At 37.2% G+C, this 15,214-nt stretch carries 13 protein-coding genes; 6 read left to right on the top strand and 7 right to left on the bottom strand.

Going from position 1 to position 15,214, the window contains the following annotated elements; translation table 11 throughout:
* Window positions 1-163: 163 nt before the first annotated feature.
* The 6 genes from bamA (at window position 164) to lpxB (ending at window position 7,054) form a co-directional block, all read left to right on the top strand.
* A complete protein-coding gene (gene bamA / locus ACFIK8_RS05995; RefSeq protein WP_375636271.1) occupies window positions 164-2,560 on the top strand; it encodes an outer membrane protein assembly factor BamA in 2,397 nt (798 codons plus the stop codon).
* Window positions 2,561-2,625: 65 nt separating this feature from the next.
* The gene (gene lpxD, locus ACFIK8_RS05990; protein ID WP_375661541.1) at window positions 2,626-3,672 is read left to right on the top strand and encodes a UDP-3-O-(3-hydroxymyristoyl)glucosamine N-acyltransferase; all 1,047 of its coding nucleotides are present in this window, start codon (window positions 2,626-2,628) and stop codon (window positions 3,670-3,672) included.
* 1 nt (window position 3,673) lies between these two features.
* Window positions 3,674-4,141 (top strand): 3-hydroxyacyl-ACP dehydratase FabZ, encoded by a 468-nt coding sequence (gene fabZ / locus ACFIK8_RS05985; RefSeq protein WP_375626256.1) that lies wholly within the window; start codon window positions 3,674-3,676, stop codon window positions 4,139-4,141.
* Window positions 4,142-4,165: 24 nt separating this feature from the next.
* On the top strand, window positions 4,166-4,990 hold the full coding sequence (lpxA, locus tag ACFIK8_RS05980) for an acyl-ACP--UDP-N-acetylglucosamine O-acyltransferase (protein ID WP_375636274.1): 825 nt from the start codon (window positions 4,166-4,168) through the stop codon (window positions 4,988-4,990).
* Window positions 4,991-4,992: 2 nt separating this feature from the next.
* On the top strand, window positions 4,993-5,865 hold the full coding sequence (locus tag ACFIK8_RS05975) for an LpxI family protein (protein WP_375636276.1): 873 nt from the start codon (window positions 4,993-4,995) through the stop codon (window positions 5,863-5,865).
* Window positions 5,858-7,054 (top strand): lipid-A-disaccharide synthase, encoded by a 1,197-nt coding sequence (lpxB, locus tag ACFIK8_RS05970; RefSeq protein WP_375636278.1) that lies wholly within the window; start codon window positions 5,858-5,860, stop codon window positions 7,052-7,054. Before ACFIK8_RS05975 ends, lpxB begins: the two co-directional genes overlap by 8 nt.
* 20 nt (window positions 7,055-7,074) lie before the next feature.
* Here the strand turns inward: lpxB and ACFIK8_RS05965 are convergent, their stop codons facing one another.
* The 7 genes from ACFIK8_RS05965 to gltX form a co-directional block, all read right to left on the bottom strand.
* Complete coding sequence (locus ACFIK8_RS05965; RefSeq protein ID WP_375636280.1) at window positions 7,075-7,848, bottom strand: amino acid ABC transporter ATP-binding protein; 774 nt, start codon at window positions 7,846-7,848, stop codon at window positions 7,075-7,077.
* 78 nt (window positions 7,849-7,926) lie between these two features.
* Window positions 7,927-8,634, bottom strand: a complete 708-nt coding sequence (locus ACFIK8_RS05960; RefSeq protein WP_375636281.1) for an ABC transporter permease — start codon at window positions 8,632-8,634, stop codon at window positions 7,927-7,929.
* Window positions 8,631-9,353: an ABC transporter permease gene (locus ACFIK8_RS05955; protein ID WP_375636283.1), complete on the bottom strand. Its 723-nt coding sequence runs from the start codon at window positions 9,351-9,353 to the stop codon at window positions 8,631-8,633. Before ACFIK8_RS05955 ends, ACFIK8_RS05960 begins: the two co-directional genes overlap by 4 nt.
* Before the next feature lie 79 nt (window positions 9,354-9,432).
* Complete coding sequence (locus ACFIK8_RS05950) at window positions 9,433-10,185, bottom strand: transporter substrate-binding domain-containing protein (protein WP_012755056.1); 753 nt, start codon at window positions 10,183-10,185, stop codon at window positions 9,433-9,435.
* A 493-nt stretch (window positions 10,186-10,678) separates the two neighbouring features.
* Complete coding sequence (locus tag ACFIK8_RS05945) at window positions 10,679-11,431, bottom strand: transporter substrate-binding domain-containing protein (protein WP_012755057.1); 753 nt, start codon at window positions 11,429-11,431, stop codon at window positions 10,679-10,681.
* 729 nt (window positions 11,432-12,160) lie between these two features.
* The gene (gene gltA / locus ACFIK8_RS05940; protein ID WP_375636285.1) at window positions 12,161-13,456 is read right to left on the bottom strand and encodes a citrate synthase; all 1,296 of its coding nucleotides are present in this window, start codon (window positions 13,454-13,456) and stop codon (window positions 12,161-12,163) included.
* A gap of 263 nt (window positions 13,457-13,719) precedes the next feature.
* On the bottom strand, window positions 13,720-15,150 hold the full coding sequence (gltX, locus tag ACFIK8_RS05935) for a glutamate--tRNA ligase (protein WP_375636287.1): 1,431 nt from the start codon (window positions 15,148-15,150) through the stop codon (window positions 13,720-13,722).
* Window positions 15,151-15,214 lie beyond the last annotated feature (64 nt).

The raw sequence follows: 15,214 nt of genomic DNA, 5'->3' as shown, positions 1-15,214 counted from the left end.
CGAAAACAAATTGAAGGTTGTTTACCATGTCTGCAAAATGTTGTGGCGTCGTACATTATAATGAGTAATTAAGGAATGAAAAGTCTCGCTGTAAAAAGGTTGTTATGGCAGTTAGCTTTTTAAGGCATCATGTCCAAGGAACAAGAGTAAGGTAAAAAAGCCAATGACTACAAATTCAAAGTTTTTAAATGCAGCATCTGTATTGGTGTTAAAGATGGGGATGATTGCCCCGGCAACGGTTTTTATGTCAATTGCTGCGGTTGGAGAAATGCAAGCGTCTGTAGTCCGTTCTATTGAGGTTCGTGGGAATAAGTTTGTAAGTTCTCAGGCGATTCGAGACAATATGGGGATTAAGGCTGGACAAGGGGTTTCCAGTGCTGATGTTGATAATGCTGTGAAGAATCTTTTCGAATTGGGTTTATTTTATGATGTTAAAATAAATCCGGTAGGTGATAAATTGGTTGTATTCGTAAAAGAATATGAGGTTGTCAATCAGATATTGTTTCAGGGAAATAAATCTTTTAAAGACCCAGATCTTAAGCGGTTTATTTCTTTAAAACCGAATGAGCCTTTTAATTCTGCTAAGCTTTCTGCTGATATAAATACAATTCGTGAAGCTTATAAAACTCTTGGTCGTAATAATATCACTGTCAACGTTCAAACGATTAACCTTGGAAAAGGGCGAGTTAATGTAGTATTTAATGTTGTTGAAGGGCAAAAAACAAAGATTGGTGATATCACTTTTAAGGGGAATAGTGTCTTTGGAAGTCGTCGTTTGCGTGATGTGATTTCAACAAAAACTTCAGGAATTTTTTCGAAGTTATTGGGAGGTGATGTTTACAGTGAAGAGCGTCTCGCTGCTGATGAAGAAGCTTTACGTCGCTTTTATTATAATCGTGGTTATGCAGATTTTCGTGTAGTCTCTTCTAAAGCGACTTTTGATGCAGCAAGCAATACATATAAAATTTCTTTCGTTCTTGATGAGGGTGTGCGCTATAAAATTAGTGATATTCAGGTTGAAAGTGATGTTGATGGAATTGACGTTCAATCTGTGAAAAGGGTGCTTAAAACCCAGCCAGGTGATGTTTATAGCGCAGAAGATATTGAACAGTCTGTTGCAATTATTAATAACAAGGTTGCTGATTCGGGATATGCTTTTGCTAAAGTTGAGCCGCGGGGAAATCGTAATTTAGCAAATCATACAATTTCAATTTTATATAATATTGAACAGGGTACACGTGCTTATATTCAGCGTATTGATATACGTGGCAATGAGAAAACGCGTGATTACGTCATTCGCCGTGAGATTGATTTAAACGAAGGGGATGCTTACAATCAAACTTTATTACAGCGGGCAAAACGTCGTCTAGAAAGTTTAGGTTTCTTCAAAGCCGTTAATATTTCAATGGTGCCCACAGATCAATCTGACCAAGTTATTTTGGTAATAGATGTCGTTGAAGCTTCAACAGGAGATCTCTCTCTTTCTGGAGGATATACAACAGGGGGAACAAGTCCTGGTATGTCACTTGAAGTTTCTGTTACCGAACGTAATCTTGGGGGACGTGGTCAATATGTTCGTTTAGGATTAGGTGCGGGGCAAGAAAAATCTCGTAATTATAATTTATCATTTGTTGATCCTTATTTCTTAGGGTATCGTTTATCTGCTGGCGTTGATGTTTTTCGTAGTACTTACCGTGCTGATAAGGCCTATGATGTACGACAGACAGGTGGATCGCTACGGTTTTCATTACCTATTAATAATCAATTATCTGCTAATGTAGCTTATTCTTATGTACAGGAAGAATATGATTTTGGCGGAGAGTACGATTTTGACAAAGAGAGTGACGTAATAGAATTATATGGGAAATATTCTGGTGCGATTGTTCAAGCTGCAAAACAAAGCCCTTGGAAACGTTCATCAATTAGTTATGGTTTCACCTATAATACGATTGATGATATGAGATCCCCCCATGATGGATGGTACGTGCATCTTCTTCAGGAATATGCAGGGCTTGGTGGAAGTGCAAAGTTCTTGAAGACCACGGGTAAGGCGATGATGTACAAGACTCTTTCTGACCAGAAGGATATTGTTGGTTTGCTTTCCTTTGGGGGTGGTTATATCCACGGAATGGGCCGAGATGGTGTTCGTATTTTCGATATGTTTAAAGCGAATACTGATATGATTCGAGGGTTCAAATATAATGGAATAGGTCCGCGTCAGGTTTCCAGTAAGGGTGAGGTTTATTTCTTGGGGGGAACAACATATATGAATGCGACTGCTGAAGTACAGTTTCCTATCCCTGTTGTGCCTGAAGGGTTCGGGTTGCGCGGTGCTTTATTTGCGGATATTGCCACGCTTTATGGCAATAATTATAAAGCCGTTTTTAAGGGTGAACCGTCTGTTACCAATACCAAAAGTGCTTGGCGTTCATCTGCAGGTGTGAGTTTGATGTGGGATTCTCCGTTTGGTCCTTTGCGTTTTGATTATGCTTGGCCAATAACGAAGCAGGAAGGTGATCGTTTGCAACAATTGAATTTTGGTATTTCTACGAAGTTCTGATTTGAGTGATTTTAAGAAGGAAAAACTTGAAGAGAATAGCTTAAGCTGGGAGAGAAAGTGTTTTGATGGCGGATACATTTTTTTTTACGCCGTCCCGGCAATTGACAGTTGCAAATGTTGCTGAGTTGACGGGTGCAAAGCTTCTTAATCCAGAGTTTTCTCATAAAGTTATCAATACTCTTTCTTCACTTGAGAGTGCTGTGGAAGGTTCTCTTGTTTTTGTAGAGCATCGGAAGTTTTCTGATGCTTTACTGGACAGTTCCGCTGTTGCTGTTTTTTGTACGAATGAGATTGTTTTTAAAGTTCCCGAAACTATGGCAATTTTGGTAACATCCACACCACAGCGTGACTTTGCTCAGATTGGTCGTATTTTGTTTCCAGATTCTGTCAAGCCAATGCCTTGGTTAGGATCGAAGGGGATTTCATCGCATGCGCATATTCATCCAACGGCTAAGTTGGCACATGATGTGTGTATTGAAGCGGGAGCTGTTATTGGTAGAAATGTTGAGATTGGTGCAGGAACTCTCATTTCATCCACAGCTGTTATCGGTGAAAATTGCCGTATTGGATGTGACTGCTATATTGCTCCTAAGGTAACAGTTCAGTGTTCTATAATAGGTGATAAGGTTCAGCTTTATCCTGGTGTTTGTATTGGGCAAGATGGTTTTGGTTATGTTGGGGGCGTTTCTGGAATCGAGAAAATTCCACAGCTTGGTCGCGTTATTATTGAGGATGGTGTAGAAGTTGGTGCGAACACGACAATTGATCGTGGGACATTTCAAGATACTGTTATTGGTGAAGGAAGCAAGATTGATAATCTTGTACAAATTGCCCACAATGTAAAAATTGGCCGCTATTGTCTTATTGCTGCTCAATGTGGCGTTGCGGGAAGTACATCGATAGGGGATATGTCTCAGCTTGGCGGGGGTGTTGGAGTAGCCGATCACATCATAATAGGTAAATGTGTTCAGATTGCTGCTCGTAGTGGTGTTATGAATGACATTCCGGATGGCGAAAAATGGGGAGGTAGTCCAGCGCGACCATTTAAACAATGGTTTCGTGAAGTAGCGACGTTGCGCAGTATGGGAAAAGTTAAAAAGGAGAAACGCTGATATGATCAGCAGTGAAAAGACTAAAAACTTAGAGGCTGTCGATATTGAAAAACTATTATCAATATTACCGCACCGTTATCCGTTTTTATTAATCGATCGTATAGTTGATATTGATGGTGAACAAGGAGCTATTGGTATTAAAAATATAACGATTAATGAGCCGCATTTTACGGGACATTTTCCCGCAAAGCCTGTTATGCCTGGAGTTTTGATTTTAGAAGCTATGGCACAAACGGCAGGAGCAATAGCACTTTTAAATTTAGGCAATAAGCAAACAAATTTAGTTTACCTTATGACGGTTGATAATGCGAAATTTCGTAAGCCGGTTATGCCTGGTGATCAGCTCAAGATTCATGTTCAGCTTTTGAAAAAAAGATCTGGTATGAGACGTTTTTCGTGCGTTGCAAAAGTAGAAGATGTCCGCGTCGCTGAAGCAGAAATTGCTGCGATGATTGTCGAAGAAGAATAAACGATATTTGATGGGAATTTAAAAATGTCCGGTACAAAAATCCATCCAACTGCTCTTGTGGAGAAGGGAGCGCAGCTTGGTGAGAATGTACAAGTTGGACCGTTTTGTCATATTAGTTCAGATGCTGTTATTGGTGATGGATGCAGTTTGATGAGTCATGTTGTGATAATGGGGAAGACAACGTTAGGAGCCAAGAGTAAAGTATTTTCTCATGCAGTTTTGGGGGGAGATCCGCAAAATAATAAACATAAGGGAGAGGCTACGACTCTTTCGATTGGTAAAAACTGTACGATTCGTGAAGGCGTAACAATGCATAGGGGTTCCGATTCGAGTGTAGGAATGACAGTTGTTGGTGATAATTGCCAATTTTTTTGTTATGCGCATATCGCTCATGATTGTCATGTAGGGAATCATGTAACATTCGCAAATAATGCGATGATAGCTGGTCATGTTATTATTGGTGATTATGTTATTATTGGTGGGGGTGCTGCTGTGCATCAATTTGTTCGTGTTGGGCATCATGCATTTATTGGTGGTGTATCGGCATTGGTTGGTGATCTCATTCCCTATGGAACAGCTGTTGGGGTACAGGCAAAACTTGCTGGCCTCAATATTATTGGCATGAAGCGTGCAGGACTTGAGCGTCAAGATATTCATGCACTCCGTCATGCGGTTGCCATGCTTTTTGATCATAGCAAACCATTTAAAGAGCGTGTCAGTGATGTTGCTTCTTTCTATTCTTCTTCTCAGTCTGTTCTTGATATAGTTAATTTTATTAAGGAAGAAGGAAAACGTTTTTATTGTACACCAAAATTTGAAGGTGATAGAATAAAAGAATATAAGGATTAAAAATGCCTATTTGGGGAGCCAGAGGTTTTCTTTCCGGCCGTACTGCTATTATAGCAGGAAATGGTGTTCTGCCGATTACTGTTGCGCAGGCTCTTGAGAAGAATGGAGAGAATCCTTTTCTTGTGCTTTTGCGTGGTGAGGCAGATTCTGTTCTTTCTCGCTATGAGCATTGCGAGCTATCAATTGTAGAGTTAGCGCGACTCATTAAAATCTTAAAAGAGGCTAGAGTTTATAATGTTGTTTTGGCAGGTGGTGTGAAAAAGCGCCCACTTCTTAAGCAATTGCGACTGGACTGGACAACATTTTTAGCTCTTCCTAAGTTAATCGGAGCTTTGAAGAGAGGGGATGATGCGTTATTAAAAGCTTTTATACGGATTATTGAAACGTATGGTTTTCGTGTTGTTGGTGCTCACGAGATAGTCGCAGATCTTTTAGCTCCTATAGAGTTTGATTTAACAGTGCGGCGTGCTACGCAAAAAGAGAAAAAAGATATTTTTTTAGCAGCAGAAGCAGCAAAGCTTTTAGGTCAATTAGATATCGGGCAAGCCGTTGTTGTTGTCCAAGGAAGGGTGGTTGCACTGGAGGGCGCTGAGGGAACTGATAATATGTTATGGCGTGTTTGTGAAATGCGAGAAAGAGGGCAAATTCCCCTTAAAGGTGGCGTTCTTGTAAAATGTGCAAAACCACAACAGGATAATCGCGTTGATTTACCATCAATTGGGCCCGCGACAATAATGAATATTGCAAAAAGTGGTTTATCTGGTGTTGCAGTGGAGGCAAATAGAAGTCTAATATTATCGGTGAAAACAACAATAGAAAAAGCCAATAAATATTCTCTATTTATAGAGACATTTGAAAAGTTTGCTCATGAATAATTGTTTCTTAAAGATTGCTGTGGTTTCAGGGGAGGAATCTGGTGATTTACTTGCGTCCGATTTAATTTCTTGTTTATCACAACAAACAGGATGCAATATTCATTTGATTGGTGTTGGGGGGAGGCATTTAAAGGCATTAGGTTTAAAAAGCTTTTTTGATTCCCATGATATTGCTTTAATAGGTTTAAAGGAGGTGTTGAAAAAACTACCATTATTGTTGCTACATATTCGCAATTTATCCAAATTTATTGCACAAGAACAACCTGATTGCCTCATTATTATTGATAGTCCTGATTTCACGCATCGTGTTGCAAAAAAGGTGCGCGTTTTAGCGCCTTCTATTCCTATCATTAAATATGTTGCACCAACCGTTTGGGCATGGCGTCCAGAGCGCGCTAAAGCTATGCGCAAGTTTGTTGACCATGTTTTAGCGGTTTTTCCTTTTGAAGAAAAGATTATGCAAGATTTGGGTGGTCCTCCCACGACTTATGTTGGACATCGTCTTTTGACATATCCTCCCCTTTTGATAGTTCAGTCAGAAAAAAAATGCCAATTAGAACAAAGAAATTTGAGCGATACACAAACATCATCGCCTACATTAGTTATTTTGCCAGGATCACGCAATTTAGAAATTCGTTCTTTAATGCCTATTTTTCGAGAAACAGTAGAGATTCTTGTACAACGGATTCCTCATTTACGTATTATTTTACCAACATTACCACGTTTAGCGGATAAAATTCGTGATTTTGTACAAGGCTGGAAAAGCAAAGTGGAAATTATAGTTGGTGAAGATGCAAAATGGCGTGCTTTTGCACAAGCAGATGTTGCACTTGCAGCATCTGGAACGGTTTCACTTGAATTAGCATTAGCTAAAATTCCAACAGTCCTTTGCTATAAACTTGATCGTTTTTCTAAATTCTTTATTTTCCCTAAAATAATTTTATGGAGTGCAGCTCTTCCCAATATTATTTCTGATAAGCCTATTGTACCGGAATATTTTGATGAATTTTTACGCCCAGGTATGTTAGCAAGACAAGTAGAACAACTTTTGTTTAATCCTTTAATACGACAGGCACAACTCGATGCCTTTGAGATGGTAGAACAGAAAATGAAAACTGAAGTACCATCGGGGGTTGTTAGCGCACAAATAATTATCACTCTTTTAAAAAGCAGGAATAAAATTGTATAAATAAAGCAATATGTTAATGATTAATATTTAATTTTAGCAAGAAAATTACAAGCACGTTGGCTTTTAGGATTAGTAAAAAATTCTTCAGAGGCTGTATCTTCAACAATTTTTCCATTTTCTAGAAAGAGTATTCTTTCTGAGACTTTACGTGCGAAGCCCATTTCATGGGTAACACAAAGCATTGCGATCCCTGTATCGGCCAATCGAGCCATCACGTCTAAAACTTCTCCCACACTTTCTGGATCAAGAGCAGAGGTTGGTTCATCAAAAAGCATGACTTCAGGTTCCATACAAAGTGCACGGGCAATTGCAACACGTTGCTGTTGCCCACCAGAAAGTTGTAAAGGATATTTTTCACAGTGTTTTTCAATACCAACATGCGTTAAGTAGCGAATTGCCCGTTCTTGTGCTTGTTGTTTGGAAAGTCCTTGAACTGTCATAGGTGCTAAAATACAATTTTGTATAACGCTCATGTGGGGAAATAAATTAAAGTTCTGAAAGACCATTCCTATCTTACGAAGAACATTTTTTTGCTGTTGTATAGGAGCGGTATGGATATCAACATTATGGATACAGATTGAACCCTTTTGTGCTTGTTCTAATTGATTAATACAACGGATTAACGTTGATTTTCCTGATCCCGATGGTCCACAAATAACGATATGTTCACCAGCTTGAACATTAAAGTTGATATCATGTAGGACCTGAAAGTTTCCATACCATTTATTTAGATTTCGAATAGAGATCACAGGGTTTTTACAGGGAGAGATCGATTTATTATTTTTCAAATTCATCTTATTTTATTCTTTCATTGATGAATAACTTGATTAATTCAACATTTTTGTTTGTAAAGTTTTTTATGATCATTTTATTTACCGTAAATATCGAGTGAGGCGCTGTTCGATAAAAACAATAAAACGATGAATGAGTTCAACGATAAAGAGATAGATAAGAGCAGCCCAAACGTAAACTTGAAAATCGAAAGTCCGTGAATAAGTGAGTTTAGCAACCCCCATTAAATCATAAACAGTAATAAGTGAGGCAAGAGCACTGGATTTAATCATTAAAGTCAACTCATTTCCTAGGGGGCGTAATGCTACAATCATTGCTTGTGGAAGAATAACTCTAAAAAATGTGACAGAGTTGCTTAGACCTAAAGCTTTTGATGCTTCACGTTGCCCAGTTGTTACGGATAGAAAACTTCCTTTAAAGATCTCAGATTGATAGGCAGCAGAATTGAGAGTAAAAATAAAAAGACAACAATACCACGCGTTTTTAAAAAACCACCACAAACCAACCTGCTGCCAGAAGTCATTCATTGAACCAAGTCCATAATAAAAAAGGAAGAGTTGAACTAATAAAGGAGAGCCACGGAAAAAATAGACATAAGCATTTGCACAATACTGTAAAAATGTATTTTTTGATAAACGTGCAAAAGCGATAAGCATACCAAGAAAAAAACCAAGAGAACAAGAAATAGAAACAAGCTCAACAGTAACAATAAAGCCATTAATAAATTTTGGTCCATAATGGCTTAAAAGATCAGGATTGAAAAGGAAATAAAGCCACTCAGGAATCATTGACGTAGCACCTTTTTATCGCCTATTTGAGTGTATGTTTCCAAATGGCGTAAGATTGCAGTAAAAACCGCTGAAAATAACAAATAGAGTAAGCATGCTACAAGATAAAATAGCATGGGTTTATTGGTAGCAGCGACAGCTAAGTTCGTTTGTCGCATGAGGTCAACAAGTGCGATGGTTGAAACAAGGGATGTATCTTTCAGTAAAGTAAGCCAATTATTAGAAAGTCCTGGCAAGGCATTTCGGATGAGCTGAGGGAAGACAATACGAAAAAATGTGGTTGACCGTGAAAGGCCTAAAGCTTTAGCCGCTTCATATTGGCCTTTATCAAAAATATTAAATGCTCCAAGCCAAACTTCACAAGAAAAAGCTGCAAGAACCATACTAAGCGCAAGAACACCAGCAACAAAAGCATTGATACTGAACATGATTTCAAAATTAAAATAGTCCAAGACATTTTGAATAAGGCTTTGTAACCCGTAGTAAACTAAAAACAAAGTTAAAAGCTCTGGTAGTCCACGAAATACCGTTGAAAAGAGGCGTGCCATCGCTTTGGCCATCTTAATATTGGATCGAATCATCACTGCATTTAGAAGACCTAGAGGAAGTCCTAGAAGTCCACAACATAATGCCAATGACAATGTCATTCCTGCACTAGAAAGTATAACCGCTCCCCATCCACCATTGCTAAATGATAGCAATGCTAAATTTTCAATCATTCTTGTGTTCCTCATGAAAGAGTTAGATAATATTTTTTAGAAATAACTAGCGGGTTTTATTTAAACATCATATTGATATTTAATAGATATCACTTGTAAAATATTTTCTCATAATTTTCTCATAAGTTCCATCTAAACGGATTTCTTTTAGCGCCTTATTGAACTTATTTTTAAGATCATTATTATTTTGACGCAGTGCAATTGCAACAGGAAATTTTGTTTCTTCTAGAGTTCCTAGGAGGAGACAGCAATCTTTTCCTTCATTTTTAAGCCAATTTAATGCTTGTAATTTATCAACAATAATCACATCGAGTCGATGATTTAAAAGGTCACGATTCACTTCTATTGTGGAAGGGTAGAGTTTAATTTTCACCTCTTCAGAAGCATAATGATCTTCTGCATAGAAAGCTTGTGTTGTATTTGATTGTACACCAAGATTTTTACCTCTAAAGTCTTGTGTTGAGATTTCTTTAATTCCCGAAGCTTTGGTAACAATAACAGCCAGTGCTGTATCGTAGTAAGGATCTGTGAAGTCAATTTTTTGTAAGCGCTCTTGTGTAAGAGAGAGGGAGGCAATGATAGCATCATATTTTTTTGCAATAAGTCCAGGAATCATTCCCTCGAAGTCTTGTGTGACAACAGTACACTCAACATTCATTTTTTTACAAAGTGCATAAGATATATCAATATCAAGTCCCTGCAATTTATTATTTGAGTCAATATAACTAAAGGGAGGGTAGGTGCCTTCACTCGCAATTTTTAATGTTTTCGCATCAGCCAATTGGGTGAATAGTGCGGCGCTTATTATAAGAGCTCCTGCTAATAGTTTCATGATGTTCTCCTATTGGATAAGCGGGCAAATATGAAATCACTATGTTTTTATAATCTGTAAGCTTTTTGGGAGCAATTCAAAAATTTATTGATGTTTATTTTAGATCATTATGTTGGACATTATTATCAAAAAAATTATCTTTTTTATTGATAAAAAAAGAATAAATATCTTATTGCTTGTATGATAGGTTAATTTTCACGAAATGATAGATTTGAATCATTTCATGAGTAAAAACTAAGGATTTTTCTTGAAAGTAAGGCTATTCAATTTGAACATAAAGAAAAAATTAGATTTTGATACGATAAAAATACAACCTTATTGTTGTCATTATATTCTATAAAATGTTTAGATATCGAGGAACAATTAAAAACTATTTTGATAAATGTAAATTTTCTTATAAAACTGCCGAATTTCCAATTATCTTTGCATGTCCAATAAAGAGTTAAAAAATACTCCTTAAATATAAAAACTGAATTTTAATTCATAGTGATATCTAATCGATATTGAAAGTAAAATATTTTTTCATAATTTTTTCATAGGTTCCATCGGCGCGGATTTCTTCTATTGCTTTATTAAAACTGTTTTTAAGATCGTTATTATTTTGACGGAGTGCAATTGCAACAGGAAATTTTGTTTCTTCTAGAGTTCCTAGGAGGATACAGCAATCTTTTCCTTCATTTTCAAGCCAATTTAATGCTTTTAATTTATCAAAGATAATGATATCAAGCCGATGGCTTAAAAGATCACGATTAGCTTCTATTGCTGTAGGATAAAGTTTGATATTCACTCTTTCAGAGGCATAATGATCTTCCGCATATGCAGCTTGTGTTGTATTCGATTGTACTCCAAGATTTTTACCTCTAAAGTTTTGTGTTGAGATTTCTTTAATTCCCGAATTTTTGGTAACGATAACAGCGAGTACAGTATTGTAGTAAGGATCTGTAAAATCAATTTTTTGTAAGCGCTCTTTTGTAGGAGAAAGGGAAGAAACGATAGCATCGTATTTTTTGGCAAGAAGACCAGGAATCATCCCCTCGAAGTCTTGTGTGACAATAGTACATTCAACATTCATTTTTTTACAAAGCGCATAAGATATATCAATATCAAACCCTTGAAGTTCGTTATTTGAGTCAATATAACTAAATGGCGGATAAGAGGCATCGCTTGCAATTTTCAGCGTTTGAGAATTGGCCGATAGGGTAAACAGTGTTGCGCTTATTATAAGAGCTCCTGCTAATAATTTCATTATGTTCTCCTATTAGATAAGCTGGCAAATATGAAACCATCATGCATTTTTATAATCTGTAAGCTCTTTTGGAGCAATGTAAAAAATTTATCTGGGTTCATTTTGCTATCATTATGCTGGATATCATTATCAAAAAAAATGATTTATTCTTATTAAGTATGGGGATAAAAAATATAGGAAAGAAGTACACCTCTTGTTGATTATATGATGATTTTTAATAATTTTATTTAAAAATCAATAAGTTATATTTAAAAGGAAAACTATTAACTTAAATACAAAGAAAATTTCAGCTCTGAACAGGATAAAATGTAAAGTATTTTTATTCTAATCTACTTGAAAAGGGATAAGAATTTTTTGGCATTTTAAAGAAGCACTTAATGTAAGCCTTTTGCAATTTTATCTGGAGAAGATAGAAAGTAAAATTCTGACATTGCTAGATTTTAATATGTAATAAGGTTTTTAAACATGAGGGAATGACAGGGAATACACTTCCATTAAAGATAATGGGAATTATAAGGTAAAATTTTCAATTTCTTTTTGCTAAATGTTTGGCTAATTTGCAGAAGAGTATTCTCAATTTAAAACTTAGAATTTTTTAGTAAATTTTTATGATGATGTTACCTCTGTAAAAAGAGTTTTAAAATCACGTTTTATAAAAATTCTTAAAGGATATTTTTGGATTATTCTCAATAAAGCTTCAGTAAACTGAAGCTTTATTGATTTCTTTTTTTAATTTGCACGTTCATCTATAGGAACATAGTCACGCATAGCATGGCCTGTGTAGAGTTGTCGAGGACGACCAATTTTTTGTGCAGGGTCCTCAATCATTTCTTTCCATTGTGCTACCCACCCGACACTGCGCGCCAATGCAAAAAGAACAGTAAACATTTCAGTTGGAAAACCTAGAGCTTTTAATGTAATGCCGGAATAGAAATCAACATTGGGATAAAGCTTTTTCTCAATAAAATATTCATCACTTAAGGCAATTTTTTCAAGTTCTATTGCAATATCAAGAAGCGGGTCATCTTGAATGTTGAGTTCTTTTAAAACTTCATGACAGGTTTTTTGCATGATTTTTGCACGTGGGTCATAATTTTTATAGACACGGTGCCCAAAGCCCATAAGGCGGAAAGGATCATTTTTATCTTTTGCACGTGCAATAAATTCAGGAATTCTTTCAATAGAACCTATTTCTTGTAGCATTTTTAAACATGCTTCATTGGCACCACCATGTGCTGGTCCCCAAAGGCATGCAACACCTGCTGCAATACAGGCAAACGGATTAGCACCCGAGGATCCAGCAAGACGTACCGTAGATGTAGAAGCATTTTGTTCATGATCTGCATGAAGGATAAAGATTTGATCCATCGCCCGAGCAAGCACAGGGTTTGTTTTATATTCTTCACAAGGAACAGCAAAGCACATACGGAGGAAATTTGCAGCATAACTAAGATCATTACGTGGATAAACAAATGCTTGTCCGATACTGTATTTATAGGCCATAGCAGCAAGCGTTGGAACTTTTGAGATAAGACGAACAGAAGCAATCATTCTCTGGTGAGGATCTGTAATATCAATAGAGTCGTGATAGAACGCAGACATAGCGCCAAGGCAGGCAACCATGACGGCCATAGGATGAGAATCACGGCGGAAGCCATGGAAGAAGCGTGCAAACTGTTCGTGTACCATGGTATGCTGCATAATACATCGATCAAATTCATTTTTTTCTTGCTGTGTTGGGAGTTCACCATAAAGTAAAAGATAACAACTTTCGAGAAAGTCTCCTTTTTCAGCTAATTGATCAATAGGATAACCACGATAAAGCAATATGCCTTTATCACCGTCGATATAAGTAATTTTTGATTCACAAGAAGCTGTTGAAGTAAAACCAGGATCATAAGTAAAAATATCGGCTTTTTTGTAGAGAGAAGCAATTTCAATGACTTCAGGTCCACTCGTGCCTTTACGCAAGGGAAGCTCTACTTTTTTATCATTCACAATAATATATGCGTTATTCTCAGACATTCGGTATTCCTTTCAGATCCTTCACTGCTAAAAATTAAGACTCTGCTTCATCAGAGTGGGGGATGTATAACTGAAGCTTTTCTTACTTATATTTAATGGTAGATTGCCTCTAAAAGTGAGTACATGCAATCTAAAAATATTTCCTTATTGATCATTATTACTCAATAAAAAATGTATTTCAATGATATAACATAAAAAACTCTTCTAGGGCGCGTTGAGATATCTGTATAGATCCCTATTTGAGGAAATATACTCAGTACACATTATGAGCATATTGTTGTGATAAGTTGGTCCTTGATGCGATGAAGGGATTCATCGCGTCCTAATAAAATAAGAACATCTAAAACACCTGGTGATGTTGCAGATCCTGTAAGAGCTGCGCGAAGTGGTTGGGCAATAGATCCAAATTTGAGATTCTGTGTTTGTACACAAGAGCGAAGTGTTTCATCTAGGTTTTTTGTATCCCAAGAGGGGCAAGCTTTCAGGGCAAGATAAAGATCATTTAAAATGGTTCGTCCATTTTTATCTAAGAGCATTTGTGCTTTTTCATCAAGTTGTAAAGGTCGTTGCGTAAAAATGAAGGAGGCATTGTCAATCAGTTCGCACAGTGTTTTTGAACGTTCTTTCAAATGTGGGATTGCTTTTAAAAATTGAACACGGCGTTTTTCATCAAGTCTTTCAATAATTTGTGCTCCCCTATCGGTTTCTGGTAGAATATTAAGAGCGGCATCAAAAAGTTCTTGATCATTACTCATGCGCATATAATGTCCGTTGATGGAATCGAGCTTTTTGAGATCAAAACGAGCAGCACCTTTGTTAATATCCTCAATGTCAAACCAAGAAATCATATCTTTAAGCGACATCAGTTCGTCATCACCATGACTCCAACCTAAACGGACAAGGTAATTGCGCAAAGCAGCAGGAAGATATCCCATTGTTCGGTAGGCATCAACACCGAGTGCACCATGCCGCTTTGATAATTTTGCACCGTTTTCACCATGGATAAGAGGAATGTGTGCCATAACAGGAATATCCCATCCCATTGCCTTAAAGATGATCATTTGTCGGGCAGCATTGGTAAGATGATCATCCCCACGTATAATATGTGTGATGCCCATATCATGATCATCAACGACAACAGCATGCATATAAGTAGGCGAACCATCAGAACGCAAAATAATAAAGTCATCGAGATCTTTATTAGGAAAACGAACATCACCTTGAACACGATCATGTACAATCGTTTCTCCTTCTTCAGGGGCTTTGATGCGAATAACAGGCTTAACACCTTTAGGAGCTTCAGAACGATCACGGTCCCGCCAACGTCCATCATAACGTGGTGGGCGCCCTTCTGCACGGGCTTTTTCACGCATTTCAGCTAACTCCTCAGGTGAAGCATAACAATAATATGCTTTGCCGTCTTTGACCAACTGTTCGGCGATTTGTCGGTGACGTTCAGCACGTTCAAATTGCGAAATAGGGGTGCCATCATAACTAAGCCCCATCCAGTGTAAGCCATCTATAATAGCTTTTACAGCTGCTTCTGTTGAGCGCTCTCGGTCTGTATCTTCAATTCGTAAAAGCATTTTTCCACCGGTATGTTTTGCATAAAGCCAATTAAAAAGAGCAGTACGAGCGCCACCAATATGAAGGAAGCCAGTGGGTGAAGGGGCAAAACGAGTAATAACAGACACGAAATATTTTCCTTTAAACTGAGATATTACTTATAGAACTTTATAGAAAAATCATGTTAGCATA

The sequence above is a fragment of the Bartonella sp. MR168JLCBS genome, assembly GCF_042194175.1.
Note: the sequence above shows the minus strand (reverse complement) of the source record. Positions and strands in the feature narration are given on the sequence as shown.

Coding starts and splice junctions, on each gene's coding strand:
- bamA (WP_375636271.1), top strand. CDS start 164: ATGACTACAAATTCAAAGTTTTTAAATGCAGCATCTGTATTGGTGTTA.
- lpxD (WP_375661541.1), top strand. CDS start 2,626: ATGGCGGATACATTTTTTTTTACGCCGTCCCGGCAATTGACAGTTGCA.
- fabZ (WP_375626256.1), top strand. CDS start 3,674: ATGATCAGCAGTGAAAAGACTAAAAACTTAGAGGCTGTCGATATTGAA.
- lpxA (WP_375636274.1), top strand. CDS start 4,166: ATGTCCGGTACAAAAATCCATCCAACTGCTCTTGTGGAGAAGGGAGCG.
- ACFIK8_RS05975 (WP_375636276.1), top strand. CDS start 4,993: ATGCCTATTTGGGGAGCCAGAGGTTTTCTTTCCGGCCGTACTGCTATT.
- lpxB (WP_375636278.1), top strand. CDS start 5,858: ATGAATAATTGTTTCTTAAAGATTGCTGTGGTTTCAGGGGAGGAATCT.
- ACFIK8_RS05965 (WP_375636280.1), bottom strand. CDS start 7,848: ATGAATTTGAAAAATAATAAATCGATCTCTCCCTGTAAAAACCCTGTG.
- ACFIK8_RS05960 (WP_375636281.1), bottom strand. CDS start 8,634: ATGATTCCTGAGTGGCTTTATTTCCTTTTCAATCCTGATCTTTTAAGC.
- ACFIK8_RS05955 (WP_375636283.1), bottom strand. CDS start 9,353: ATGATTGAAAATTTAGCATTGCTATCATTTAGCAATGGTGGATGGGGA.
- ACFIK8_RS05950 (WP_012755056.1), bottom strand. CDS start 10,185: ATGAAACTATTAGCAGGAGCTCTTATAATAAGCGCCGCACTATTCACC.
- ACFIK8_RS05945 (WP_012755057.1), bottom strand. CDS start 11,431: ATGAAATTATTAGCAGGAGCTCTTATAATAAGCGCAACACTGTTTACC.
- gltA (WP_375636285.1), bottom strand. CDS start 13,456: ATGTCTGAGAATAACGCATATATTATTGTGAATGATAAAAAAGTAGAG.